Origin of the sequence: Rathayibacter sp. RFBD1 (assembly GCF_002932915.1) — a bacterium.
In the GTDB taxonomy this organism is placed as follows: Bacteria; Actinomycetota; Actinomycetes; order Actinomycetales; family Microbacteriaceae; genus Rathayibacter.
Genome location: NZ_PSWQ01000020.1, coordinates 54,031 through 77,901 on the forward strand (window position 1 = coordinate 54,031; position 23,871 = coordinate 77,901).

Here is a 23,871-nt window from a genome sequence, read left to right on the forward strand (position 1 = left end):
CGTGCCGGCGCCTCGGCCGTGCCGGCGCCTCGGCGGTGCCGGCGCCACTGAGCTGCCGACGCCTCAGGGGTGCCGGTAGCGGTCCGGGGAGATGTCCCACGGGTCGCGGCCGAGCAGCTCCGCGACGGCGCGGAACACGTAGCTCTCGATCAGCATGCGCTGATGCCACTCGTCGCGGCGGTGCAGCTTCGCCAGGCGCTCGATCGGCACGCGGTAGAGCGTGATGCGGCGCGCGGCGTGGTCGACGCGCCACCGCGCGATGCCCGTGCCCTGCAGCCGGTCGGGGTCGACGTCGGGAGTCGCCGCGACGTCGACGCGGATGCCGGCGAGCTCCTCCGGCCAGGTGTCGCGGAGGTAGTCGAAGGCCGAGCCGATCGTCGCCTCGAAGAAGTCGGAGCGGGTCTGCAGCAGGGGGAGGTGCGGACCGGTGATCGGCCCTCGTGCGCCGCGGCCGTGCCGGTCGCGGGAGCCTCCGCGCGACCCGCTCGTCGGGCGAGCGGCGGAACGACGAGCACGGGGCATGGCTCCAGCCTATTGCTACTGTGGGCGGCGATGACCGGACGGCACTGCTCGCGGACGGGCTGCCGCGCGCAGGCCGTCGTCACGCTGACCTACGACTACCGCGACTCGCTGGTGGCGGTCGGGCCGCTGAGTCCTGCGCCGGATCCGCACGGTTACGACCTCTGCGCCGAGCACGACCGGCGGCTCCTGGTCCCGCGCGGCTGGGAGACCGTCCGCTACGGCGCGGGGCCCGCCTAGGCCGCTGCCGCGCGCGTCAGGGCCGCTCGGGGAAGCCGCGCGGCGTGCTCGAGAGCACGGGGGCCAGCCGCTCGAGGCGCTGGTCGGACAGGAGCAGGGCGCGCTCCTCCCGCGCCCGGCGGAGTGCGGCCACGGCGAGGAGGAAGTCCTCCGCGGGCGCGGCGGGCAGCGGGGAGACGTGGACCGCGGTCTCGTCGGCCAGCGCGGCGGCGAGCTGCGAGCGCGACGGCTCCGTCATGCCGTGGCGCTGACGGAGGAACTGCGCCAGTCGGCGCGCCAGTGCGTCGGGGAGGCGCGCGGTGTCCGCCGTGACGGCCCAGCCCCGCAGCGGCTCCGGGATCTCGACGACCAGCGGCTCCGCGCGGGGAACGCGCTCGAGCTGGCTGTGCGTGCCCGCGAGGACGTCGCCGAGACGGCGCGATCGGCGCGAGAGGAGGCCGACGACCGCGGCGAGCCCGCCGAAGGTCATCAGGATCTCGAGGACGCCGGTGAGGCCGCGCACGAGGGCGTGCCGGAAGCCGATGGAACCGCCGTCGTCGCGGACGACGCGAGCGCCGACGGTGAGCTTCCCGAGCGAGCGGCCGCGACTGGCCGTCTCGACGGTGACCGGCACGATCACCACGGCGATGACGAGGGCCGCGATCGCCACGGCGGCCGAGGCGGCGGGGTCCAGGCCGCCGTCCCCGGAGAGGGAGGAGACCAGCAGGAACAGGCCCAGCGCGAGCAGGAGCTCCGCGATCAGGTCGATGATCGCGCCGACCGCGCGGAGCACGAACGAGGTGACGGGCACTTCGAGCGCGATCGCCTCGCCGGTGACCAGGTCGGCGTCGTCGAACTCGGTGCGCTGCTCCTCCACGGTGCTCCTCCCGGATGCTCGGCCTCGGCGGCGTGCCTGGCTATCCTGTCAGGAGATGGACATCGACGCTCTCTCGGCCGCCCGCGCTGCGCAGTGGACCCGCCTCGACGAGCTCTCGCGCAGGCGCCGCCTGACCGGAGCCGAGGCGGACGAGCTGATCGAGCGCTACCAGGCGGCATCCGCGGACCTCGCCACGATCTCCTCCACCGCCGGATCGACGGCCGTCGGCACGCGGCTCGCCGTCTCGCTCTCGCGGGCTCGGGGACGCCTGACCGGCACGCGAGACGAGCCGCTCGCCGCGGTCTCCCGCTTCGTCGTCCTCTCGCTCCCGGCCGCTCTGCACCGGCTGCGCTGGCTGACGCTCGCCGTCGCCCTCGCGACCGCGGTGGTGGCGACGCTCTACGCGCTCTGGATCCTCGGCGACCCGCGCCTGCTCGCCGCGCTGGGCGACGACGAGGAGCTGCGGCGCTTCGCCCGAGGCGACTTCATCGACTACTACTCCGAGAACCCCGCCGCCTCGTTCGCCGGGCAGGTCTGGACCAACAACGCCTGGATCGCGGCGCAGTGCGTGGCCTTCGGGATCGTCGGCGTCTACGTGCCGTACATCCTGCTGCAGAACGCGCAGAACCTCGGAACGTCGATCGCGGTGATGTTCCATGTGGGGGAGGGCGACACGTTCTTCCTCTACATCGCGCCGCACGGACAGCTCGAGCTGACGGCCGTGTTCGTCGCCGCGGCCGCGGGCCTGCGGATCTTCTGGGCCTGGATCGCTCCCGGCGCGCGCACCCGCGGCCAGGCGCTCGCCGAGGACGCGCGGAGCCTGTTCACGGTGGCGATCGGCCTGGTCTTCGTGCTGCTCGTCTCGGGCGTGATCGAGGGGTTCGTCACTCCGGCACCCTGGCCCTGGTGGCTCAAGATCGGGATCGGGGCGCTCGCCCTCGGCGCGTTCCTCTTCTACATGATCGTCGTCGGCGGGCGCGCGGTGCGGGCGGGGGAGACGGGCGACCTCGACCGGTTCGAGGCCGGGTCGCGGAGCATCGCGGCCGGCTGAGCCGAGCCGGACGAGCGCGGCCGTCGGAGCGGGGCCGTCGATCAGCGCTCCCGGGACCGACGACGGCCCCTCTCGCAGGTCAGAGCCGTCCGGCCGCCTTGAGCGCGAGGTAGCGGTCCGCGAGCGCCGGCGGGAGCGCGGAGGGGCTGCCGAGCACGACGTCCCCGCCGAGACGGCGGACGGCGGCCGAGAGCCGGTCGACGTCCGCGAGCGAGCGCTCCGCGGCGGCGGCGGAGTAGACCGCGGCCCGGTCGCTCCGGTCCTCCGCCATCCGCTGCAGCTCGGGGTCGAGCGCGCAGGCGACCACGACCGTGTGCACGCGGGTGAGCTGCGGGAGCACCGCGAGGAGCCCCTCCGCCGAGCCGACCGAGTCGAGCGCGGTGAGGAGCACCACCAGCGAGCGCTGGGAGGCCAGGGTGCGCACCTGCGCGGGCACCGCCGCCCAGTCGGTCTCGATGAGCTGGGGCTGCACGGGGGCGAGGGCGTCCACGACGCGGGTCAGCACCTCCGTGCCGGTGGCGCCGTGCACGCGGGCTCGCCGGGTGCGGTCGAACGCGAGCACGTCGACCCGGTCGCCGGCCGAGGCCGCGAGGGCCGCCAGGAGGAGCGACGCCTCGATCGCCGTGTCCAGGCGCGGCTCGTCCTCGATCCGTGCGGCGGACGTGCGGCCCGTGTCGAGCACGACGATCACGCGCCGGTCGCGCTCCGGGCGCCAGGTGCGGACGACCGGCTCCCGGCGCCGCGCGGTCGCCCGCCAGTCGAGCGAGCGGACGTCGTCGCCGCGGACGTACTCGCGCAGGCTGTCGAACTCGGTCCCCTGGCCGCGGATCATCACGCTGGTCTTCCCCTCCAGCTCACGCAGCCGCGCCAGGCGCGAGGGCAGGTGGCGGCGGGAGCGGAAGGCGGGCAGCACCCGGACGACGGCCGGCGCGGCCCGCGTCGCCTGGCGGCCGGCCATCCCGAGCGGCCCGCGGGAGCGGATGGTGACGTGGAGTGCCCGGCGCTCGCCGCGGCGGATCGGCTCCAGGACCGTGGTCACCGCGCGGCGCTCGCCCGGCGGCAGACGCAGGGGCGACCGGGTCTCGAGGGCGCCGGCCGAGGGCTCCCAGGCGTCGCGGAGGACCCCCGTGATCCTCCTGCGGCCGGTGCTCGTGACCAGGAGGGTCGCCTCGGCCCTCTCGCCGAGCCGCACCCGGTCCGGCACCCGCCGCTCGAGCACTACGGCCCGGGGCGAGCCCGCGACCGCGACGTCGATCCCGACGAGGACCGCCCAGGCCAGGAGCCAGAGGCCGAGCACGGCGAAGGCGACCTCGGGGCGGCCGCCCAGGAGGACGACCGGCACCAGGCCGACGAGGAGGACGAGGACGCTGCGTCCGGTGAGGTGCACGGCTCAGACCGGGACGCGGACCTGCTGCAGGATCCCGCCCAGGACGGCCTCGGTGCGGACGCCCTCGAGCTCCGCCTCCGGCTCCAGCTGGATGCGGTGGCGCAGCACGGGCAGGACCATCGCCTGCACGTGGTCGGGGGTGATCGAGCCGTAGCCGTTGAGCCAGGCCCAGGCGCGGGACGCCGCGAGCAGGGCGGTCGAGCCGCGGGGGCTGGTGCCGAGCTTGACGCTCGGGCTCTCGCGGGTGGCGCGGGCGAGGTCGACGATGTAGCCGAGGACGTCGGGACCGGCTCCGACGCGCCGGGCCGAGGCCTGGGCGGCGCGCAGACGAGCGGCGTCGAGCACGGGGCGCACGCCCGCGGCGTCGAGATCGCGCGGGTCGAAGCCCGCGGCGTGGCGCGAGAGCACCTCCACCTCGACGTCGCGCGGCGGGATGTCGAGCACGAGCTTGAGCAGGAACCGGTCCAGCTGGGCCTCCGGGAGCACGTAGGTCCCCTCGTACTCGACCGGGTTCTGGGTGGCGGCGACGAGGAACGGGTCCGGCAGAGGCAGGGTGCGCCCGTCGACGCTGACCTGGCGCTCCTCCATCGCCTCGAGGAGCGCGGCCTGGGTCTTCGGCGGCGTGCGGTTGATCTCGTCCGCCAGCAGGAGGTTCGTGAAGACCGGGCCCTCGCGGAAGGCGAAGCCGGAGGTGGAGGCGTCGTAGACGAGGGAGCCGGTGATGTCGCCGGGCATCAGGTCCGGCGTGAACTGCACCCGGCGGGTGTCGAGGCCGAGCGAGACGGACAGGGCGCGCACGAGCAGCGTCTTCGCGACTCCGGGGACGCCCTCGAGCAGGACGTGGCCGCCCGCGAGGAGGGCGATCAGGAGCCCGGAGACGGCGCCGTCCTGGCCGACGACCGCGCGGCCGACCTCGGAGCGGACCCGGTCGAGCTCGGCGCGCAGGTCGTCGTCGGAGACCGGCGCTCCGTCGCGGGCGGAGGGGGTGGTGTCGCTCATCGGGAGGGGCCTTCCGGTCGTCGGGCGGTCGTCGGGGAGAGGGCGGCGCGGAGCGCGCTCTCGAAGCGGAGCAGCTCGTCGGAGGCGGCGACGAGGGCGGCGTCGTCGCCCGGCAGGTCGTCGACGAGCAGACGGCGCAGCGCGGCCTGATCGCGGCCGAGGCGCTCGGCGGCGACGGCGACGATCTCGTCGACCCCGGTCGCCGGAGCGAGTCCCAGGAGCGCGGCCGTCCGCCGGAGGGTGCCGATGCGCAGTGCGTCGAGGGCGCGGGGCCGCAGGGCTCCGCGCGCGTAGAGCCGCGCGCGGCCGCGGGCCGTCTCGCTCGCATGCACGACGACCGGCAGCGGCTCGACCGCGAGCGGGCCGAGCCGGCGGCCGCGCCAGACGGCGGAGGCGACGAACACGGCCACCAGCAGCAGGAGAGCCGGGGTCACCCAGCCGGGCGCGAGGTCGGCGGGTGCAGGGGTGGTGCTCGCCGAGTCGGCGGCTCCGGCGCGGTACCAGACCAGCCGGTCCTCACCGCCGAGCAGTCCGAGCGCGAGAGCGGCGCGGCCGTCCTGGCCGATGGTGCCGTTGCGGAGGAGGTCGGCGTCGCCGATCGCGGTGACCTCGGCGCCCTGCGGGAACCCGGTGCTCACGAGCAGGAAGCCGTCGTCGCCCGAGGGGAAGCAGCCGACCGCGTCGCCGTCGTCGAGGATCCGGTACGTGCTCCCTCCGGCGGGGAGCGTCCCGGCGCGCTCGGCCGCGGGGAGCGGGCACTCGGCGCGGAAGGGGCCGTCGCCGGCCGGGGAGCCGGCGAAGCGGACGTCCGGCAGCAGGGCGTCGAGCGCGGCTCCTCCCGGGGTCACCAGGACGAGCGAGGCCGAGGCGCGGGCGAGCCGGCGGTACTGGGCCTCGTCGAGGGCCACGTCCGGGTCGTCGACGAGCAGTGTCGCGTCGGGGGAGGAGGCGGCGAGAGCGGAGTCCAGGTCGTCGGCGCGGACGACCTCGACGCCCTGATCGCGCAGCACCTGGGCGAGCGCGCGGGCGCCGTCCGGGGTCGCGCTGTCGACGTCGAGGTCCGGGGCGGCCACCCGGGTCCCGGTCGCGACGGTGAGCAGCAGAGTGCCGACCGCGACGATCACGAGCAGGAGCACCCACACCCGTCCGCGGCGCAGCAGCGCGCCGAGGGTCGGGCTGGAGACCGTGTCGGCGCTCACCGGGGCGCCGCCAGGGCGTCCAGGACCGGCGAGGCCGCGGCGAGCTCGCGGTCCAGAGCCGCGACCCGCTCGTACTCGGCCGGGCCGCAGGGCTGCCCGAGGTAGCGCACGCGGTCGAAGTCGTCGGCCGTGCGGCGCAGCGCTGCGGCGGAGGAGGGGAAGGCCGCAGAGGCGCGCGACGCCAGGCCGAGCGCGGTCGTGCCGGGCGAGACCCGCAGGACGGTCCGCTCGTCGAGGGAGCGCACCAGGGCGCGGAAGCGCTCGACGAGCGCCTCGTCCCAGTCCCCGCGGGCGGCCGCGGCCTCGGCGAGCGAGCGGAGGATCGCGGCCGAGCGGGTGTCGTCGTCGGCGAGCACCGCTCCCGTGACGGTGCTGCGGCGACCGGCGCGGGGCCGTCCCGCGATGACGAGCGCGGCGACCACGAGCGCCACCAGCACCAGCACGCCGATCACGGCGGCGATCGGCACCGGCGGGCCGTCGCCCTGCAGCGTGAGGGAGGCGAACCAGTCGCGCACCGCCTGCACCACCCGGTCGAAGAGGGTCGGCTCGGCCGCCCGGTAGCGCGGGTCGGCGAGCTCCTCGAGGAGGAGTCGGCGCGCCTGCTCCGCGTCGGGCTCGAGAGGGGCCGCGGCGAGGATCACGGGCGCTCCGGCACGGGGAAGGGATCGGGGGAGGGGCGGCCCGCCGCGCGCTCCTCGACGTGGCGCATCAGCACCAGGTCGAAGCCCTCGCGGCGCATCCGTCGGTCGAGGTAGACGAGGCCCGTCACGGCCGACTGGAGCACGGTGCCGACGGCGCCGATCACGAAGCCCACGGCGACGGAGGCGATCGTCACCACGAGCGAGGTGACGAGCTGCGCGTCCGGGTCGGTCGGGGCGATCAGGGCGCCGGCGATCGGGATGAGCAGGCTGAACGGCGTGGCCACGATCTGGCCGGCGACCTGGATGATCACGGTCATCAGCGCGAGCGCGCCGAAGGTGCGCCAGAAGCCGCCCGCCACCAGCCGCCAGGAGCGCGCCACCGCACGGCGCAGCGGCAGCCGCTCGACGACGATCAGGCTCGGAACCAGGGCGAGCTTCGTCGACAGCCAGACCCCCAGCGCGAGGGCGACCAGGCCGGAGCCGACGAGGACCAGGATCCCGCCGACGATCGCGCTCGACGTCCCGTCCATCGCTCCGATGACGAACAGTGGCACGGCGAGCGCCACGGCGAGGAGCACCAGGAGGAGGTAGCCGACGCCCTGCAGGACCGTCCAGCCGATCAGCGCCCAGAAGCGGCCCCGCAGCCGGGCGAGCAGCTGTCGGAAGGTCGCCCGCTCGCCGAGGACGCCGCGGGTGACCTCGATCACGACCACGCCCTGCACGAGGGCACCGCTGGCGAGCGAGACGGCGAGGGGGATGAGGGCGGCCAGGACCACGACCGCGAGGGAGCCCGCGCCGACGGCGTCGCGGTCGGCGGACTCCGCCTGCGCGATGCGCCCGACGGCGAGCACCGCGATCAAGCCGTAGACCGCCAGGGCGAGCACCGACCCGAGGCCCTGCACCAGCAGGGCGACGCCCAGGGTCGTGCGGGGGCTGCGGCGGAGGACCTGGAACGGGGCGCCGAGCAGGGTGCCGAAGCCGAGCGGGCGCAGCGGCACGAGACCGGGCTTGGGCGGGGGAGTCCAGCCGGGCGCTGGGCGTCCGGGCGACCAGGGGCCGGCGCCGGCGGGCGACCAGGAGCCCCCGGCGGGAGCGGGTGGTACGGGACCTGCGCTCGGCGGCGCGGGCGACCAGGCCGGGGCGACGGGAGCGGGCAGCGGCCTGCGCCGGTCGCCGTCCTGCGCCGGGACGGCCGCGTCGTCCGGACGCCCTGCGGGCGGGGGCCACTGAGCTGCGTCGGTCATCCCCTCCATGCTGTCACAGGCGTGCGGGCGGGGTCCTCCCCCGAGCGGACCCCCTTCGCCCGCAGAGCCCGCTCCCCGCCCGCGGGGAGGTGCGTCGGTTAGCCTGGGTCGGGTCACCGTGCGCGCCGTGGGCGGGCGCGACCCGAGACGAGGAAGAGCAGACCGATGAGCGCGCGCATTCTGGTGGTCGACGACGACGCCGCCCTGGCCGAGATGATCGGCATCGTCCTGCGCGCCGACGGGTACGACGTCTCCTTCTGCGCGGACGGCTCCGGCGCCCTCGAGGCCTTCCGGCGGGCCCGGCCGGACCTGGTCCTGCTCGACCTGATGCTGCCCGGGATCGACGGGATCGAGGTGTGCCGCGCGATCCGCGCCGAGTCCGGAGTCCCCGTCATCATGCTGACGGCCAAGTCCGACACCTCCGACGTCGTGCAGGGCCTCGAGTCCGGCGCCGACGACTACATGGTCAAGCCGTTCGACCCCAAGGAGCTCGTCGCGCGCATCAGGACGCGCCTGCGTCCCGCCACCGCCGCCGCGAACGCGGTGCTGCAGGTCGGGGACCTGAGCCTCGACGTCGCCGGCCACGAGGTCCGCCGCGGCGAGACGCGCATCGGCCTGACCCCGCTCGAGTTCGACCTCCTCCTCGCCCTCGCCTCCAAGCCCCAGCAGGTCTTCACCCGCGAGATGCTGCTCGAGCAGGTCTGGGGCTACCACTACAAGGCCGACACCCGCCTCGTGAACGTGCACGTCCAGCGCCTGCGCGCCAAGGTCGAGAAGGACCCGGACGACCCCCGCATCGTGATGACCGTGCGCGGCGTCGGCTACCGCGCCGGCGCCGTCCTCCCGGGCTGACCGTGCCGCGCCTCGCCGCTCCCGACGTGCGCCGGTGGCCCCGCCGCGTGCTCGGGGTGTGGCGCACGTCGCTGCAGTTCCGCGCGGTCGCGATCACGGTCCTGCTCAGCGGCATCGCCATCGGCTCGACCGGCGTCTACCTCTCGTACAGCATCAGCGACAACCTGTTCCAGTCGCGGCTGACGCAGGTCACGGGCGACACGTCGCGCGCGACCCGGGCCGCGCAGGGCTACCTCGACGCCGCCACCGTCTCCACCCGCCAGGACATGGAGGAGGTGATGAGCTCGGTGCGCACCGCCGTCCGGGACGCCTCCTCCTCCGCGCTGATCGCCGTCGTGCGCTCGCCCGACCAGGAGGCGTCCTCGCTGGCGCCCCAGGACATCTACAACCGCGAGCTGCAGAACGGCGTGATCAGCGACGCGCTGCGCGAGCGGGTGCAGGCGGGCTCCGACGGGCAGTACTGGCAGTCGGTGACGCTCGACGCCTCCGGTCAGCAGCAGCCCGGCATCCTCGTCGGCTCGACCCTCGAGCTGCCGAGCTCGGCCGGGCGCTACGAGCTGTACATCGGCTACTCCCTCGCGGACGCGGAGCGCACGCTCCAGTTCGTGCAGCAGGTGCTCAACGTGGCGGGGATCCTGCTCATCCTGCTGATCGGAGCGGTCAGCTGGGTCGTCGTGCGGATCGTCGTCGCCCCGGTCCGGGTCGCGGCCGAGACGAGCCAGCGCCTCGCCGCCGGCGACTTCGACGTGCGGATCCCGGAGCGGGGCCAGGACGTGATCGCGACCCTCGCCCGGTCCTTCAACGGCATGGCCGACAGCCTGCAGGACCGGATCAGCGAGCTCGCGACGCTCAGCCAGGTCCAGCAGCGGTTCGTCTCGGACGTCTCGCACGAGCTCCGGACGCCGCTGACGACGATGAAGCTGGCCGGGGACGTGCTCTACGACCAGCGCGAGGACTTCGCCCCGGTCGCCGAGCGCACGGTCGAGCTGCTGCACAGCCAGATCGACCGCTTCGAGAGCCTCCTCGCCGACCTGCTCGAGATCTCCCGCCACGACGCGGGGTCGGCCGAGCTCGAGCTCGAGCCGGTCAACCTGGTGAAGCTGGCCGGCGACGAGATCGAGGCGATGCGGGGGATCGCGGAGGCGAACGGCTCCCGGCTCACTCTCTCCGCCCCGGGCGGCTACTTCGACGCCGACCTCGATCCGCGCCGCATCCGCCGGATCGTCCGCAACCTGCTGGGCAACGCGATCGAGCACGGCGACGGCCGCGAGGTCGTCGTCACCGTCGACAGCAACGCCAGCGCGGTCGCCCTCGCCGTGCGCGACTACGGGCACGGCATGAGCAGCGAGGAGGTGGTGCGCGTCTTCGACCGCTTCTGGCGCGCCGATCCGTCCCGCCGCCGCACGCTCGGCGGCACCGGCCTCGGCCTCTCCATCGCGCAGGAGGACACCGCCCTGCACCACGGCTGGCTGCAGGTCTGGTCCGTGCCCGATCGCGGCGCCTGCTTCCGCCTGACCGTGCCCCGGCACCGCGGCGAGCGGATCGAGGCCTCGCCGCTCCCGCTGCCCCCGGTCGACGCGGGCGAGCAGGCCTACAGCGGCCCGATCGTCCTCCCTCCGCTGCAGGCTCCTCCGGTCGGGGCCGCGGGGGTGCTCCCGTGAGGCGCGGCGTCCTCCGCGCCGCCGCGGCCGCCGCGCTGCTCGCGCTCGGGCTGGCCGGGTGCGCCGGCATCCCGCGGGACGGCGACGTCGGAGTCGGACGGCCCGACACCGCGCCGCAGGACCTCCAGTACGACTTCCTCCCGTCGGGACCCGCCGTCGGTGCGTCGCAGCGCGACATCCTGACCGGCTTCATCGACGCCGCGTCGAGCCCGCAGAACAACTACAAGATCGCCCGCGAGTTCCTCTCCACCGGAGCCGACTGGACGCCGGGCGAGCACGTGACGGTCGACGAGGGCCAGCGCTCCGCCTCGCCGCAGTCGGGATCCACGCTCTCGCTGACGATCACGCCCGTCGCCGAGGTCGACGCGACCGGCGTCTACACCGACGTCGCCACCACGGCCGGCCTGACCCTCGACTACGGCTTCGTCCAGGAGAACGGCGAGTGGCGCATCAGCGCGCCGCCGAGCGGCGTGGTGATCGACCGCACCACCTTCGAGCAGGTCTTCTCGACGCACGCGCTCTACTTCTTCGACCCCGGATACCAGTACCTCGTGCCGGACCTGCGCTGGTTCGCCTCGCGCGCCGACAGCTCCACCAGCACCACGATCGTCACCGAGCTGCTGCGCGGCCCCACGCCGTGGCTGCGGGACTCCGCCGCCGTCGTGTCGGCCTTCCCGACCGGCACGACCCTGGCGGCCGAGACCGTGCCGGTCGAGTCGCAGCGCGCCGTGGTGGACCTGAACCCGGCCGCTCTCGAGGCCGATCCGGCGCAGTGGCGGCTGATGGCGCTGCAGCTGAACCGGAGCCTCGCGAACGTCTCGAACGTCACCGGAGTCGCGCTCTCCGTCGAGCAGAACCCGATCGACGTCCCCTCCGAGGTCACCGGGCTGCCGACCTCGCCCCGCGTCGACACCCGGCCGCTCGTGCTGACCGACGACGCTTTCGGATTCCTCGGCTCCTCCGGGCTGGCCGGCCTCGGGATCTCGGATCGGATCGAGGCGCTGCAGCCGCGGGCCGCGGTCCTCGGCGAGCAGCGCGGGGCCGACTCGGACGCGTCGGCCGCCGTGCTCACCGCCGCGGGCGTGAGCCTCGTGGAGCCCGACGGCGCCGACGTCCTCCTCGACGCGCGGTCGGGCCTCGTCGCGCCGACGATCGATCCGCTCGGGTACGTGTGGTCCGTGCCGTCGGCCTCGCCCGGGCAGCTGGTGGCGTACTCCGCGGACGGCTCGCGCTCGATGCAGGTCGCGACGGCCTGGAGCGAGGTCGAGTCGCTCGCCTCGATCGCCGTGTCGCGCGACGGCACCCGGATGCTGGCGCTCGCCCAGGACGGGCAGCAGGCGACGGTGCTGGTGGCCGGCATCACCCGCTCACGGGACGGCGACCCGGTGGCGGTCGGCGAGCCGGTCGTCCTCCGCTCGACTCTGGGGACCGCGGTCGCCGCGGCCTGGACGGACGAGCTCGATGTGGTGTCGGTCGTCCGCGGCTCGACGGGAGAGGACGCCGTCACGATGAACCTGCTCGGCGGAGGCGCCACGGCGCTCGGCACGACGACGGGCACGGTCCAGATCGCCGCGGGCAACACCTCGACCCAGATCCGCATCCTCGCCGAGGGCGGGGAGCTCCGGCAGCAGCGGGGCTCGGCCTGGCAGACGACCGCGACGGACATCCGGCTGCTCGCGGCGCAGACCGGCATGGGGTCCTGACCGGTCCTGTCGGCGGCGACGAGCCCTTCCGACGGCGGCGCGCTCCGGATGCTCCTCCCCAGGCGCGTCGGGCAGGCGGATCGTCCCGATCCGACGGATCCACCGCCCGCGCCGCGGCCCGGACGGCGAACGTGGAGGCATGCTCTCCGATCACCTGCTCGACGCCCTCGCCGTCCTCCTCCCGCTGGAGTGCCCCGCCTGCGGAGAGCCGACGAGCCGGGCGCCCTGTCCGGACTGCTCGGCCGACGCGGCCGCCTCGGCCTGCCTGCTGACCCGCGTCGTCGGGCCGCCGGACGATCCGCTCCTCGTCGTCACCGGTGCCCCGTACGAGGGCACGGTGCGCCGCCTCGTCGTCGCGCTGAAGGAGGAGGGCCGCACGGCCTGCCTCGCCCCGCTCGGCGCGCTGCTGCGTCCCGCCCTGGGTGCGGCGCTCGCAGGCAGCCCCGCGATCCTGGTCGTCCCGCCCGGCTCCTGGCTCGGCCGCGTGCGGCGGGGCGCCGATCCCGTCGCGCAGCTGGTCGCCGCGGCGGGAGGGCGGGCGGCGCGTCCTCTCCGGCGGTCGCGGATGGTCCGCGACCAGGTCGGGCTCGGCCGCATCGAGCGGCGCGGCAACCTCGACGGGGCGTTCCGCGCCCGCCGTCCGCTCTCGTCGTGGCCGCCGGTGGTCCTCGTCGACGACGTGGTCACCTCCGGCGCGACCCTGCTCGAGCTCCGGCGCGCCGTGCGTGCGGCCGGCGGGACGGTCCGGGCCGCGGCGGCCCTGGCCGGCACCGCGCAACGAGGAGGGAACGTAGCAGCAGAATCCGGACGAACTCCCGGTGACGATCCGGTGGCCGGGGTCTACGGTGGGGGCACGGCGTGAACGGTCCGCCCCGGAGAAAGGCGGCACGCCGTACTCGACTGGGAGGTTGTCATGGACATCGACATCACAGGACGCAACATCGACATCACCGATCGCTTCCGCGCGTACGCGACGGAGAAGTCGGACAAGGTGGCGCACCTCGCCGATCGTGCTCTCGCACTCGAGATCAAGGCGAGCAGGCACGCCGAGGGCAAGGGCTCGGCCGGCGGCGACCGCGTGGAGCTGACGCTGATCGGCAAGGGGCCCGTGGTCCGGGCCGAGGCGAGCGGAGCCGACAAGTACGCGGCGTTCGACGTCGCCATCGGCCGGCTGCTCGAACGGGTGAGACGCGCCAAGGACCGGAAGAAGGTCCATCGGGGCCAGCATCGGCCGACCTCGCTCCGCGACGCGGCCGCCGACGACTTCAGCGTCGTCGCCATCCAGCCGGCCGACGCGGCGGTGCTGGAGCAGCTGAGCACGGGCGTCATCCCCGTGCAGGAGGCGCCGGAGCCGGTGGAGGACGAGGTCGAGGAGCCGTACTGCCCCGTCGTCATCCGCAAGAAGGTCTTCGCCTCCGTCTCGATGACCGTCGACGACGCCGTCGACTACATGGAGCTGGTCGGACACGACTTCTACCTCTTCATCGACTCCGACACGAACCGCCCGAGCGTGGTCTACCGCCGGAAGGGCTGGGACTACGGCGTCATCGGCCTCGGCGACGAGGCCGACGAGCTCGCCGAGCAGGCCGCCGGCTGAGATCCGACCCCGGGCCCCGGAGCATCCGCTCCGGGGCCCTCCCCGTGCCCAGGCAGGGAGTCCGCCCAGGGCGGACGCGTCGTCCCGACCGCTCGCCGCCCGCCCCGGCTAGGCTGGTCGCGGTCCGCGCTCCGGCGCGCGACTCCTGTCTTCTACTTTTTTGGAGTACCCCGTGGCCTCTGTCCTCGAAAAGGTCCTTCGCGTCGGGGAGGGGCGGGTCATCCGCCGCCTCGAGAACTACGCGAAGGCCGTCAACGCCCTCGAAGAGGACTTCACGCACCTCAGCGACGAGGAGCTGAAGAACGAGACCGTCGAGCTGCGCGAGCGCTACTCGAACGGCGAGTCCCTCGACGACCTGCTGCCGGAGGCGTTCGCCGCCGTCCGCGAGGCCTCGCGCCGGACGCTCGGCCTCCGCCACTTCGACGTGCAGCTCATGGGCGGTGCCGCCCTGCACCTGGGCAACATCGCCGAGATGAAGACCGGAGAGGGCAAGACGCTCGTCGCGACCCTCCCGGCCTACCTCAACGCGATCGCCAGCCGCGGCGTGCACATCGTCACGGTCAACGACTTCCTCGCGTCGTACCAGTCCGAGCTGATGGGGCGCGTGTTCCGCGCCCTCGGCATGACGACCGGAGTGATCCTCTCGGGCCAGACCCCGGAGCAGCGCCGCGAGCAGTACTCGGCCGACATCACCTACGGCACGAACAACGAGTTCGGCTTCGACTACCTCCGCGACAACATGGCGTGGCAGGCGCAGGACATGGTCCAGCGCGGCCACTTCTACGCCATCGTCGACGAGGTCGACTCGATCCTCATCGACGAGGCCCGCACCCCGCTGATCATCTCCGGGCCGGCCTCGGGCGAGGCGAACCGCTGGTTCGCGGAGTTCGCCAACCTCGCCAAGCGCCTCGACGAGGGCGAGGACTTCGAGGTCGACGAGAAGAAGCGCACCGTCGGCGTCCTCGAGCCCGGCATCGAGAAGGTCGAGGACTACCTCGGCATCGACAACCTCTACGAGTCGGCGAACACCCCGCTGATCTCGTTCCTCAACAACGCCATCAAGGCGCGCGCGCTGTTCAAGAAGGACAAGGACTACGTCGTGCTGAACGGCGAGGTCCTGATCGTCGACGAGCACACCGGCCGCATCCTGGCCGGACGCCGCTACAACGAGGGCATCCACCAGGCCATCGAGGCGAAGGAGGGCGTGCAGGTCAAGGCCGAGAACCAGACCCTGGCGACCGTCACGCTCCAGAACTACTTCCGCCTCTACGCGAAGCTCTCCGGCATGACCGGAACGGCCGAGACCGAGGCCGCCGAGTTCATGTCGACCTACAAGCTCGGCGTCGTCCCGATCCCGACGAACCGCAAGATGCAGCGGATCGACAACGCCGACCTCGTCTACAAGAACGAGCAGGTCAAGTTCGCCCAGGTCGTCGAGGACATCGCGGAGCGCCACGCGGCCGGGCAGCCGGTCCTCGTCGGCACGACCAGCGTCGAGAAGAGCGAGTACCTCTCGCGCCTGCTCGCCAAGAAGGGCGTGCGCCACGAGGTCCTGAACGCCAAGAACCACGCGCGGGAGGCGGCCATCGTCGCCCAGGCCGGCCGCCTCGGCGCCGTCACCGTCGCGACCAACATGGCCGGTCGAGGCACCGACATCATGCTCGGCGGCAACGCCGAGTTCCTCGCGGTCTCCGAGATGACGGCCAAGGGCCTGAACCCCTCCGAGACCCCGGAGGAGTACGAGGCCGCGTGGGACGAGGTCTTCGCCGCCGTCAAGGAGAAGGTGGGCGAGGAGGCCGAGAAGGTCCAGGCCGCCGGCGGCCTCTACGTGCTCGGCACCGAGCGCCACGAGTCGCGCCGCATCGACAACCAGCTCCGCGGACGCTCGGGGCGCCAGGGCGACCCGGGGGAGAGCCGCTTCTACCTCTCGCTCACCGACGACCTCATGCGCCTGTTCAACTCCGGCGCCGCCGAGGCGCTCATGGGCCGCGGCAACGTCCCGGACGACATCGCCATCGAGTCGAAGGTCGTCTCGCGCGCCATCCGCAGCGCCCAGTCGCAGGTCGAGGCCCGCAACGCCGAGATCCGCAAGAACGTCCTCAAGTACGACGACGTCCTCAACCGCCAGCGCGAGGCGATCTACTCGGACCGCCGCCACATCCTCGAGGGCGACGACCTGCACGAGCGCACCCAGAAGTTCCTCGTCGACGTGATCGACGAGATCCTCGAGGTGCACACCGGCGACGGCAACGGCGACGACTGGGACTTCGACGCCCTCTGGACCGAGCTGAAGACGCTGTACCCGATCAGCCTCACCATCGACGAGGTGGTGCAGGAGGCGGGCAGCCGCGGCCGCATCAACAAGGAGTTCATGCGCCGCGAGATCCTCTCGGACGCGCAGCTCGCCTACCAGCACCGCGAGGAGCAGCTGGGCTCTCCCGCCATGCGCGAGCTCGAGCGCCGCGTCGTGCTCTCGGTGATCGACCGCCGCTGGCGCGACCACCTCTACGAGATGGACTACCTCAAGGACGGCATCGGCCTGCGCGCGATGGCCCAGCGCGATCCGCTGGTCGAGTACCAGCGCGAGGGCTTCGCCCTGTTCCAGCAGATGATGGGGCAGATCCGCGAGGAGACCGTCGGCTTCCTCTTCAACCTCGAGGTCGAGGTGACCCAGAAGCAGGGCGAGGTCGCCGGAGTCGCGGCCAAGGGCCTCGCTCAGCCGGTCGCTCCGGCCGAGAAGCTCAGCTACTCGGCCCCGAGCGACACCGGCGGCGTCGAGGTCCGCGACCAGCGCGGACAGGTGCAGCAGGCGGCCACCGCGAAGGCCCGCGCCGAGGAGGCCCGCAAGGCGCTCCCCGAGGGCGAGGCGGAGGAGACTCCGACGACCGGCGCCTTCGGCCAGAAGCCGGGCGGCTCGGACGCCCCCGCCAACCGCGAGGAGCGACGCGCGCAGTCCAAGCGCCGCTGAGTCCTCCCCGGACGACGCCCTCGGCCCCGGTCCCGCAGCAGCGGGTGTCCGGGGCCGTCGGCGTTCCTGCGGAGGCTCGGAGCCCGGCCTCGCCCGCCGTCAGGACTCGCCGCGCGCGAGAGCCGAGACGAAGCCGCCGGCGAAGGTGTCGCCGAGGCCGATCGTCGTCGGCCGGTCCGTCTCGAGGACGAGCCCGGGGACGCAGCAGGCCTCGAGCGCCGACTCCACCGCTGCGCACACCGCTTGCGAGCCGGGCTGGGGAGGGAGTCCGCCGATGTGGTCGTAGTCGGCGGCGGTGAAGCCGTCCCCGAGGAGGTCGCGGAGCTCGATCGCGCGGATCATCTCGTCACCGCCGCCCCCGGAGCTCGAGGAGGCCCTGCGCGACAGGGGAGTGGAGATCGTGCTCCCGGCCGGTGCGGCCGCCCGGGAGCGCTGACCCGCTCCTCACAGCACGTTGATCGCGGTGGCCCGCCAGCGGGCGTCCGTACCCTCGAGCCGGATCGCGACGGCCCGGCTCCGTGCGCGGTGATGCACCAGGACCACTCCCTCGACGACGCCGTCCCGCGGCTCCGTGACGATCACCCGTCCGACCGTGAACGGGACGCGCTGCGCCGTCCGCTTCCGCAGGCTGCGGGCGCGGGCCGCGAGCACGACCCGCTTCTGCAGGTGGTGGTAGACCTCGTCGCTCAGCCACCGCGCGATCTGGTCGATCTCGCGCGAGCCCTCCAGGATCTCGATCACGAGGTGCGTGAGCCGGGCGAGCAGGGGCTCCGGGTCGGGCAGCTCCGCGCGGGTCGCAGGCTGCGGGGCGAAGAACTCCGCGAGGGTGAGCCGCTCCACGGCCGCCTCGGGGTCGAGGGGGAGGGTGCGGTAGTCGAAGGCGTGGAGGGGAAGGCTCATGCGGCGATCTCCTGGGGCAGGACGAGCTGTTCACGGGTCCGGGTCACCTCTCTGCTCGACGGGCGGGGCGCGCTGGGTCGGCACGCGAGGACGACCTCATCGAAGCAGTCGAGGGATGCTCATGGAGTGCAGAGGCGCAGACTGTGGATAATCGTCGGCCGTCCCGAGCTGTGGACAGCGAGCCCGGCGTGCACCGCCCGGCCGCGCCCTAGGCTTGTCGGGTGTCGACCCTCAGTGACCTCGTCCTCTCCCACGGCCGATCCGACGAAGCGGACGTCGAATGGCTGCACCTGCTCGTCGGCGACCTGCAGCTGCTCGCCGACCTGGCCTTCGCCGACATCGTGCTCTGGGTGCCCACGGCCGACGACAGCTTCGTCGCCGTCGCCCACGCGCGCCCCAGCAGCGCGGCGACGCTCTTCTACCGCGACTTCGTCGGGCAGAGGATCAAGTCGGAGTGGCGCGCCCAGGTCGTCGAGGCGTTCGAGACCGCGCGGATCGTCGACACCTCCGCCCCGGACTGGTTCGAGGAGACGCCCACCCGCGTGCGCGCGGTGCCCGTCCTGCGCCGCCTGGGGGCCTCCGACGGCGGCACGACGGACCGCCCCATCGCGGTCGTCACGCGCCACACCAACCTCAGCGAGACGCGCACGCCGAGCCGGCAGGAGCTGACGTTCAACGACTGCGCGAACGACCTCTTCTCGATGATCGCCTCGGGCGACTTCCCCGATCTGGGCGCGCCGACCGGTCCTCGCCGCGGGGCGCCGCGCGCGTCCGACGGCCTGATCCGCCTGGACGTCGACGGCGTCACCACGTTCGCGAGCCCCAACGCCCTCTCGGCGTTCAACCGCATCGGCTTCGCCGACGAGCTCGAGGGGGAGTCGCTCGCCGAGGTCACGACGAAGCTGATCGCGGGGAAGGTCGTCATCGACGAGTCGCTCCCGCTCGTCGTGACCGGCCGGGCGCCGTGGCGCACCGACATCGAGGCCCGCGGAGTGACGGTGTCGCTGCGCGCGATCCCGATCCGCGACCGCGGCGAGCGGGTCGGCGCCGTCGTCCTGTGCCGCGACGTGACGGAGCTGCGCCACCAGGAGCGGGAGCTCATCACCAAGGACGCGACGATCCGCGAGATCCACCACCGCGTGAAGAACAACCTGCAGACCGTGGCCTCGCTGCTGCGGATCCAGGCCAGGCGCACCCACTCCGACCTCGCCCGGGAGGCGCTCACGCAGGCGATGCGCCGCGTCGCCGCCATCGCGGTCGTGCACGACACGCTCTCGGAGGGGCTGAACCAGAACGTCGACTTCGACGCGGTCTTCGACCGGGTGCTGCTGCTGATCGCCGAGGTCGCCTCGACCCACAACACCACGGTGCACCCGAAGCTGACGGGGAGCTTCGGCAACCTGCCCAGCGAGTACGCGACTCCGCTCGCCCTCGCCCTGACCGAGCTGGTCACCAACGCCGTCGAGCACGGCCTGGCCGGACGGGAGGGCGACGTGGAGATCGTCGCCTCGCGCAGCGACGACGAGCTCACGGTGAAGGTGCGCGACACGGGCGTCGGGCTGCCGGAGGGCAAGGTCGGATCGGGCCTGGGCACGCAGATCGTGCGCACGCTCATCCAGGGCGAGCTCGGCGGCACCATCGACTGGCACACGCTGGTCGGGCGCGGCACCGAGGTCACCATCGAGGTGCCGCTGCGGTGGCTGGAGCGCGCCCGCTCCTGAAGCCGGAGACGACGCGACCCCCGCTGCCGAGAGGCGACGGGGGTCGGGGTCGTTCGTGCCGCCGAGCGGCTCGTGCGCCTAGGAGGCGCGGCGTGCGCGGGCGGCGCGGCGCTTCAGGGCGCGACGCTCGTCCTCGCTGAGGCCGCCCCACACGCCCGAGTCCTGGCCGGTCTCGAGGGCGTACTGGAGGCAGACCTCGGTGACGGTGCAGCGTGCGCACACCGACTTCGCCTTCTCGATCTGGTCCACGGCCGGGCCGGTGTTGCCGACCGGGAAGAAAAGCTCGGGGTCTGCGGTGAGGCAAGCGGCCTTGTCGCGCCAGTCCATGCGGGTGCTCCTTGTGTGAAGGCGTGCGTGGAGGAACCACGCAGTGTTCGGGTGGGATGATCGATCCACGCCGACGATCCCGACCAGTACTCGACCTCCGCGCCCTCACCGGCGCACGCCACGAGGCCCCGTGCTGGAGCGCGGGGTGGATCGGGGTGGTGGACGGGAGAACGCTCGGTTCTTGCCGGTGCACTCGACGCGATGCGCGAGCACTGCGTCGGCCACCCGGCTCCAGTGCTGGTCATCCGGCTCGCCCCCGTGCCTGACGGCGCGGCGGGATCGGATGTTCACATCGGCGGAAACCCACGACCCTGTGAGCGGTGAAACGAACTGGACTAGCCTGTCACGGGGATGAGCCCGAATCAAGAGTCCTGGATGGGATGTGCCTGTGACCGCTGACGCGAACGGGTCCCGCGGACCCCGCCCGACCGCCTCCCGGCCGCTCGGTCTGATGGTGCTGATCGCGGTCCTGGCCCTCGAGACGCTCGCCGTCGCCGGGGTCGCGGCGTGGCTCGTGCTCGAGCTGCTGACGACCCGGGCCGACACGGTCGGCGGAGGGATCGCCATCGTCGTCCTCGCGCTGATCGCCGTGTGCTGGGCCGCCGCGACGACGCTCGGCGCCGTGCGACGGCGCGGCTGGATGCGCGCGTCGGCGCTGACGATCCAGCTGGTGATGATGGCCGTGGCGCTCGGCGCCTTCCAGGGCCAGTACGCCGTGCCCGACATCGGCTGGGCGCTGCTGGCGCCGGCCGTGGTGGCCGTCGTCGCGCTGTTCCTCCCGAGCGTGGTCGCCGCCACTCGTCGCGATCCGGCCGTATAGCCGGACGGCTGGCGCGCCGCCGCTCGCGGGTGCGACGCTGGAGGGACCCCCTCCTCGACACGGAAGCGACGCGCATGGACTCCACCCGACTCGGCTCCAGCGGCCTGCAGATCTCCTCGATCGTCCTCGGCTGCATGAGCTTCGGCGCTCCCGACCGCGGGGCCCACGGCTGGAGCATGGGCGAGGAGGAGTCGCGGACCTTCCTCCGGCGGGCGCTGGACCTGGGGATCACCACGTTCGACACGGCGGACGTCTACTCCGACGGCACGAGCGAGGAGTTCGTCGGCCGGGCGCTCGCGGACTTCGCGGTCCGCGAGGAGGTCGTGATCGCCACGAAGGTCCACGGGCGGATGCGCTCCGGCCCCAACGGCGGCGGCCTCTCGCGGCGGCACATCCTCAGCGCGATCGACGACAGCCTCCGGCGTCTCGGCACGGACTACGTCGACCTCTACCAGATCCACCGATGGGACCCCGAGACGCCGATCGAGGAGACGATGGAGACGCTCCACGACGTCGTCCGCTCGGGCAGGGCGCGCTACATCGGCGCGTCGAGCATGTGGGCGTGGCAGTTCGCGAAGGCCCAGTACACCGCGGATCTGGGCGGCTGGACGCGGTTCGTCTCGATGCAGGACCAGTACAACCTGATCCAGCGCGAGGACGAGCGCGAGCTGCACCCCTTCTGCGTCGACCAGGGAGTCGGCGTGATCCCGTGGTCGCCGCTCGCCCGGGGCCGGCTCACCCGCGACTGGGACGAGACCACGGCGCGCACCGAGACCGACGTCTTCGGCGGCACCCTCTACCGCCAGCAGGAGGAGGCCGACCGGCGGACCGTCGCGACCGTCGCACGCATCGCCGAGCAGCGCGGCGTGCCCCGTGCGCAGGTGGCGCTCGCCTGGGTCCGGCAGCAGGAGGCGGTCACCGCTCCGATCGTCGGAGCCACGAAGCTCCACCACCTCGACGACGCGGTCGCGTCGCTGGACGTGGAGCTGACCGCCGACGAGCTGGAGGCGCTGGGCGCCGACTACGCACCGCGCGCCAACGAGGGGTTCTGATCAGGCCGATGCGCCACCGCTGATCCGCCCGAGCGGTCTCCGCTATGTTTCCTCTCGAAGATGACGGAGGCTCGGATCGGGAGGCGGCATGGCGAGGAGTGCCGGGGATCCGTTGGGGGCGCGCTACCGCCTGCTCGAGCGGATCGGCTCGGGTGCCGCGGGCGAGGTGTGGCGCGTCGCCGACGCGCAGGGGCCGGACCGCGCGGCGAAGCTCCTCCGCGGTGAGCACGTGCACGACGCGGGCCTGGTCGAGCGGTTCGTCCGTGAGAGGTCGGTGCTCACCCGTCTGCGACACCCGCACGTCGTGGAGGTGCTCGACCTCGTCGTGGAGGGGGAGACGCTCGGGATCGTGATGGAGCTCGTCGGCGGCGGATCGCTGCGGGAGCTGCTGCGGGACGAGGGCACCCTCCCGGCGGTCGATGCGCTGCCGGTGGCGGCCTCGATCCTCGACGCTCTCGCCGCCGCGCACGCGATCGGCACGGTCCACAGGGACGTGAAGCCCGACAACGTCCTGCTCGCGGAGGGTGCGGAGGATGCGGGCTCCGCCGTCCGCGTCTCCGACTTCGGCATCGCTCACGTGGTCGCCGAGGGGCCGCGCGCGACGACGGGCGTCATCGGGACGCCGGAGTACCTCTCGCCCGAGATGCTCGCCACCGGAGCGGCCGGCCCGCCGAGCGACGTCTACTCGACGGGGATCCTGCTCTACGAGCTGCTGTGCGGCCGGACCCCGTTCGCGGGCCCCGGCGCCGACGTCGCGGTCGCCTACCGGCACGTCGCGATGCTCCCGCCGCCGCTGGAGCTGCCGCCGCGGCTCGCGTCGCTCCTGGACCGGATGCTCGCGAAGGATCCGGCGTCGCGGCCGACGGCTGCGGAGGCGGCGGGGATCCTGCGACGCCTCTCCCCGGCGCTGGCCGGGCTGCCGGCGCTGCCGCTCGCGGCGGGCGCGGCGGAGTTCGAGGAGGCCGAGCGCCCGGGCACGGTCCTCCGCGGGATGGCGGTGGAGATGTCGTCGGAGCCGGTGGAGGAGGGGCCCGCTCCCGAGCTCGGCCCGTCGTCGCAGGCGACCGTGCTCCGCCCGGTGCCGCGCCGCGAGCTGCGCCTGGTGGAACGGCCGTTCCAGGCTCCTGCTCGGCGGGGGCGCGGCGGACGTCTGCGAATGATCCTCGCCGCCGTCGGCGCCGGCGTCCTGCTCATCGGGGCGGTGCTCCTCGCCGTCCAGCCGCGCGGCGGCGGAGCACCGGCCTCGGCGCCGGATGCCGAGCTGTCGGCCCGGCAGCAGGACCGGCCGCTGCCGACGGGTCTCGGAGTGACGCGATCGGCCACCTGGGACGCGGAGCGACGGGCCGTGGTCGTCGAGATCTCCTACTCCGCCCAGAGCGCGCCCCTCTCGGGGTCCTTCCTCGAGGTGCTGCCGGGCCCGGACGCCGCGGCGGCGTGCCCCGCGGCCAGCTGGTCCGGAGTGACGGCGGTGCGCAACCGGCCGAGCGTCACCGGAGTCGGGGTCGGCTGCGGTTGGAGCCTGACGGACCTGCACGTCCCGGCGCAGGGGATCGTCGACGTCACGGCGACCGTGCCGATCGCGGTGGCCGAGCAGAGCGCCCTGGACGGGTGGCTCGCGGCGGCCGCATCAGCGACGGCACAGGCGGTGGCCGACCCTGCGGTCACCGGGACGGCGTATCCCGTGCAGCGGCTGCGGGATGTGCGGATCGAGACTCCCGCGCGGACGGTCGGCCGGACCCCGCTGCCGGTGACGCTGGTGCCGGTCTGGCCGAGCGGGGCCGACCCCGTGAATCCCCTGCTGGCGACGCCGTCGTCCGCGCCGGCGAGCAGCATGCTCGAGGCGATCGCGGGCGGAGTGGAGGGCGTTCGCTTCAGCGACGGCTGCGGCGGCGCGGTCGCCGTGTCGTCCGACGGGCTGACGGTGACCGCCCTCACGGTGACTCCGTCCTGCGAGCTGCGCGCCCGAGTGGGCGCGTTCTCGGACCTCTCGAGCAGTCCCTTCGCGATCACCACTCGCGAGTGAGTCGACCTCCCGCGCCAGTGTCGAGCCGTCGACGCCACGCGAGCCGTCTGTGCTGTCTTGCCTTCTACCATGACGAGACATCCTCATGAAACGTTGGTGGAGTGGGGAGCG

22 protein-coding genes are annotated in these 23,871 nt (G+C 73.7%); 12 read left to right on the forward strand and 10 right to left on the reverse strand.

The window, feature by feature from the left end; genetic code table 11:
- Positions 1-63: 63 nt before the first annotated feature.
- The gene (locus tag C5D50_RS09450; protein ID WP_104283362.1) at positions 64-522 is read right to left on the reverse strand and encodes a metallopeptidase family protein; all 459 of its coding nucleotides are present in this window, start codon (positions 520-522) and stop codon (positions 64-66) included.
- 30 nt (positions 523-552) lie between these two features.
- Here C5D50_RS09450 and C5D50_RS09455 point away from each other — a divergent pair, with 30 nt between their 5' ends.
- Positions 553-759 (forward strand): DUF3499 family protein, encoded by a 207-nt coding sequence (locus C5D50_RS09455; RefSeq protein ID WP_104224141.1) that lies wholly within the window; start codon positions 553-555, stop codon positions 757-759.
- A 16-nt stretch (positions 760-775) separates the two neighbouring features.
- Here C5D50_RS09455 and C5D50_RS09460 read toward each other — a convergent pair whose 3' ends face one another.
- A complete protein-coding gene (locus tag C5D50_RS09460; RefSeq protein ID WP_104224140.1) occupies positions 776-1,615 on the reverse strand; it encodes an RDD family protein in 840 nt (279 codons plus the stop codon).
- Positions 1,616-1,670: 55 nt separating this feature from the next.
- Here C5D50_RS09460 and C5D50_RS09465 point away from each other — a divergent pair, with 55 nt between their 5' ends.
- Positions 1,671-2,666 carry a stage II sporulation protein M gene (locus C5D50_RS09465; protein ID WP_104232803.1) on the forward strand — a complete coding sequence of 332 codons (996 nt, stop codon included), beginning with the start codon at positions 1,671-1,673 and terminating at the stop codon, positions 2,664-2,666.
- A gap of 79 nt (positions 2,667-2,745) precedes the next feature.
- Here the strand turns inward: C5D50_RS09465 and C5D50_RS09470 are convergent, their stop codons facing one another.
- From C5D50_RS09470 to C5D50_RS09490, 5 genes are read right to left on the reverse strand one after another with little or no spacing between them, the layout of a single operon-like run.
- Positions 2,746-4,053: a DUF58 domain-containing protein gene (locus C5D50_RS09470; protein ID WP_104283363.1), complete on the reverse strand. Its 1,308-nt coding sequence runs from the start codon at positions 4,051-4,053 to the stop codon at positions 2,746-2,748.
- A gap of 3 nt (positions 4,054-4,056) precedes the next feature.
- Entirely contained in the window at positions 4,057-5,052 is a 996-nt protein-coding gene (locus C5D50_RS09475; protein ID WP_104224137.1) for a MoxR family ATPase, read from the reverse strand.
- Positions 5,049-6,251: a DUF4350 domain-containing protein gene (locus C5D50_RS09480; protein WP_104283364.1), complete on the reverse strand. Its 1,203-nt coding sequence runs from the start codon at positions 6,249-6,251 to the stop codon at positions 5,049-5,051. The genes C5D50_RS09475 and C5D50_RS09480 overlap by 4 nt, the downstream gene beginning before the upstream one ends.
- A complete protein-coding gene (locus tag C5D50_RS09485; RefSeq protein ID WP_104232800.1) occupies positions 6,248-6,892 on the reverse strand; it encodes a DUF4129 domain-containing protein in 645 nt (214 codons plus the stop codon). The genes C5D50_RS09480 and C5D50_RS09485 overlap by 4 nt, the downstream gene beginning before the upstream one ends.
- Complete coding sequence (locus tag C5D50_RS09490; protein WP_146086913.1) at positions 6,889-8,136, reverse strand: hypothetical protein; 1,248 nt, start codon at positions 8,134-8,136, stop codon at positions 6,889-6,891. Before C5D50_RS09490 ends, C5D50_RS09485 begins: the two co-directional genes overlap by 4 nt.
- A gap of 165 nt (positions 8,137-8,301) precedes the next feature.
- On the opposite strand from C5D50_RS09490, the gene mtrA reads away from it, so the two are divergent.
- The 6 genes from mtrA to secA all read left to right on the forward strand — a co-directional run bounded on the left by mtrA (position 8,302) and on the right by secA (position 16,917).
- Complete coding sequence (mtrA, locus tag C5D50_RS09495) at positions 8,302-8,988, forward strand: MtrAB system response regulator MtrA (RefSeq protein ID WP_104224133.1); 687 nt, start codon at positions 8,302-8,304, stop codon at positions 8,986-8,988.
- 26 nt (positions 8,989-9,014) lie between these two features.
- Entirely contained in the window at positions 9,015-10,649 is a 1,635-nt protein-coding gene (gene mtrB / locus C5D50_RS09500) for an MtrAB system histidine kinase MtrB (RefSeq protein ID WP_244230606.1), read from the forward strand.
- Positions 10,646-12,352, forward strand: a complete 1,707-nt coding sequence (locus C5D50_RS16575) for an LpqB family beta-propeller domain-containing protein (protein ID WP_104325367.1) — start codon at positions 10,646-10,648, stop codon at positions 12,350-12,352. The genes mtrB and C5D50_RS16575 overlap by 4 nt, the downstream gene beginning before the upstream one ends.
- 139 nt (positions 12,353-12,491) lie before the next feature.
- Positions 12,492-13,214, forward strand: coding sequence for a ComF family protein (locus C5D50_RS09510; protein ID WP_104283366.1), 723 nt, complete (start codon positions 12,492-12,494; stop codon positions 13,212-13,214).
- Positions 13,215-13,265: 51 nt separating this feature from the next.
- On the forward strand, positions 13,266-13,949 hold the full coding sequence (gene hpf, locus C5D50_RS09515; protein WP_104224131.1) for a ribosome hibernation-promoting factor, HPF/YfiA family: 684 nt from the start codon (positions 13,266-13,268) through the stop codon (positions 13,947-13,949).
- 172 nt (positions 13,950-14,121) lie between these two features.
- Positions 14,122-16,917: a preprotein translocase subunit SecA gene (secA, locus tag C5D50_RS09520; protein WP_104268421.1), complete on the forward strand. Its 2,796-nt coding sequence runs from the start codon at positions 14,122-14,124 to the stop codon at positions 16,915-16,917.
- 99 nt (positions 16,918-17,016) lie between these two features.
- On the opposite strand, the gene C5D50_RS09525 is transcribed toward secA, so the two are convergent.
- Together C5D50_RS09525 and C5D50_RS09530 are read right to left on the reverse strand one after the other, a co-directional pair.
- A complete protein-coding gene (locus C5D50_RS09525; protein ID WP_104283367.1) occupies positions 17,017-17,259 on the reverse strand; it encodes a hypothetical protein in 243 nt (80 codons plus the stop codon).
- A 102-nt stretch (positions 17,260-17,361) separates the two neighbouring features.
- Positions 17,362-17,817: an Rv3235 family protein gene (locus C5D50_RS09530; protein ID WP_219812326.1), complete on the reverse strand. Its 456-nt coding sequence runs from the start codon at positions 17,815-17,817 to the stop codon at positions 17,362-17,364.
- Positions 17,818-18,038: 221 nt separating this feature from the next.
- Here C5D50_RS09530 and C5D50_RS09535 point away from each other — a divergent pair, with 221 nt between their 5' ends.
- Complete coding sequence (locus C5D50_RS09535) at positions 18,039-19,538, forward strand: sensor histidine kinase (RefSeq protein WP_104224128.1); 1,500 nt, start codon at positions 18,039-18,041, stop codon at positions 19,536-19,538.
- A gap of 78 nt (positions 19,539-19,616) precedes the next feature.
- Here C5D50_RS09535 and C5D50_RS09540 read toward each other — a convergent pair whose 3' ends face one another.
- Positions 19,617-19,865 (reverse strand): WhiB family transcriptional regulator, encoded by a 249-nt coding sequence (locus C5D50_RS09540; protein WP_055788231.1) that lies wholly within the window; start codon positions 19,863-19,865, stop codon positions 19,617-19,619.
- A 388-nt stretch (positions 19,866-20,253) separates the two neighbouring features.
- Here C5D50_RS09540 and C5D50_RS09545 point away from each other — a divergent pair, with 388 nt between their 5' ends.
- The 3 genes from C5D50_RS09545 (at position 20,254) to C5D50_RS09555 (ending at position 23,760) form a co-directional block, all read left to right on the forward strand.
- Complete coding sequence (locus C5D50_RS09545; RefSeq protein ID WP_104283368.1) at positions 20,254-20,685, forward strand: hypothetical protein; 432 nt, start codon at positions 20,254-20,256, stop codon at positions 20,683-20,685.
- 74 nt (positions 20,686-20,759) lie between these two features.
- The gene (locus tag C5D50_RS09550) at positions 20,760-21,737 is read left to right on the forward strand and encodes an aldo/keto reductase (protein ID WP_104283369.1); all 978 of its coding nucleotides are present in this window, start codon (positions 20,760-20,762) and stop codon (positions 21,735-21,737) included.
- A gap of 88 nt (positions 21,738-21,825) precedes the next feature.
- Complete coding sequence (locus C5D50_RS09555; protein WP_104283370.1) at positions 21,826-23,760, forward strand: serine/threonine-protein kinase; 1,935 nt, start codon at positions 21,826-21,828, stop codon at positions 23,758-23,760.
- Positions 23,761-23,871 lie beyond the last annotated feature (111 nt).

Excerpts from the sequence above, each read along its gene's own strand:
- hpf (WP_104224131.1), top strand. The coding sequence starts at position 13,266 with ATGGACATCGACATCACAGGACGCAACATCGACATCACCGATCGCTTC.
- C5D50_RS09450 (WP_104283362.1), bottom strand. The coding sequence starts at position 522 with ATGCCCCGTGCTCGTCGTTCCGCCGCTCGCCCGACGAGCGGGTCGCGC.
- C5D50_RS09540 (WP_055788231.1), bottom strand. The coding sequence starts at position 19,865 with ATGGACTGGCGCGACAAGGCCGCTTGCCTCACCGCAGACCCCGAGCTT.
- C5D50_RS09550 (WP_104283369.1), top strand. The coding sequence starts at position 20,760 with ATGGACTCCACCCGACTCGGCTCCAGCGGCCTGCAGATCTCCTCGATC.
- C5D50_RS09475 (WP_104224137.1), bottom strand. The coding sequence starts at position 5,052 with ATGAGCGACACCACCCCCTCCGCCCGCGACGGAGCGCCGGTCTCCGAC.
- C5D50_RS09510 (WP_104283366.1), top strand. The coding sequence starts at position 12,492 with ATGCTCTCCGATCACCTGCTCGACGCCCTCGCCGTCCTCCTCCCGCTG.
- C5D50_RS09555 (WP_104283370.1), top strand. The coding sequence starts at position 21,826 with ATGGCGAGGAGTGCCGGGGATCCGTTGGGGGCGCGCTACCGCCTGCTC.
- mtrA (WP_104224133.1), top strand. The coding sequence starts at position 8,302 with ATGAGCGCGCGCATTCTGGTGGTCGACGACGACGCCGCCCTGGCCGAG.
- C5D50_RS09465 (WP_104232803.1), top strand. The coding sequence starts at position 1,671 with ATGGACATCGACGCTCTCTCGGCCGCCCGCGCTGCGCAGTGGACCCGC.
- C5D50_RS09530 (WP_219812326.1), bottom strand. The coding sequence starts at position 17,817 with ATGAGCCTTCCCCTCCACGCCTTCGACTACCGCACCCTCCCCCTCGAC.
- C5D50_RS09455 (WP_104224141.1), top strand. The coding sequence starts at position 553 with ATGACCGGACGGCACTGCTCGCGGACGGGCTGCCGCGCGCAGGCCGTC.
- C5D50_RS09490 (WP_146086913.1), bottom strand. The coding sequence starts at position 8,136 with ATGACCGACGCAGCTCAGTGGCCCCCGCCCGCAGGGCGTCCGGACGAC.
- C5D50_RS09525 (WP_104283367.1), bottom strand. The coding sequence starts at position 17,259 with ATGATCCGCGCGATCGAGCTCCGCGACCTCCTCGGGGACGGCTTCACC.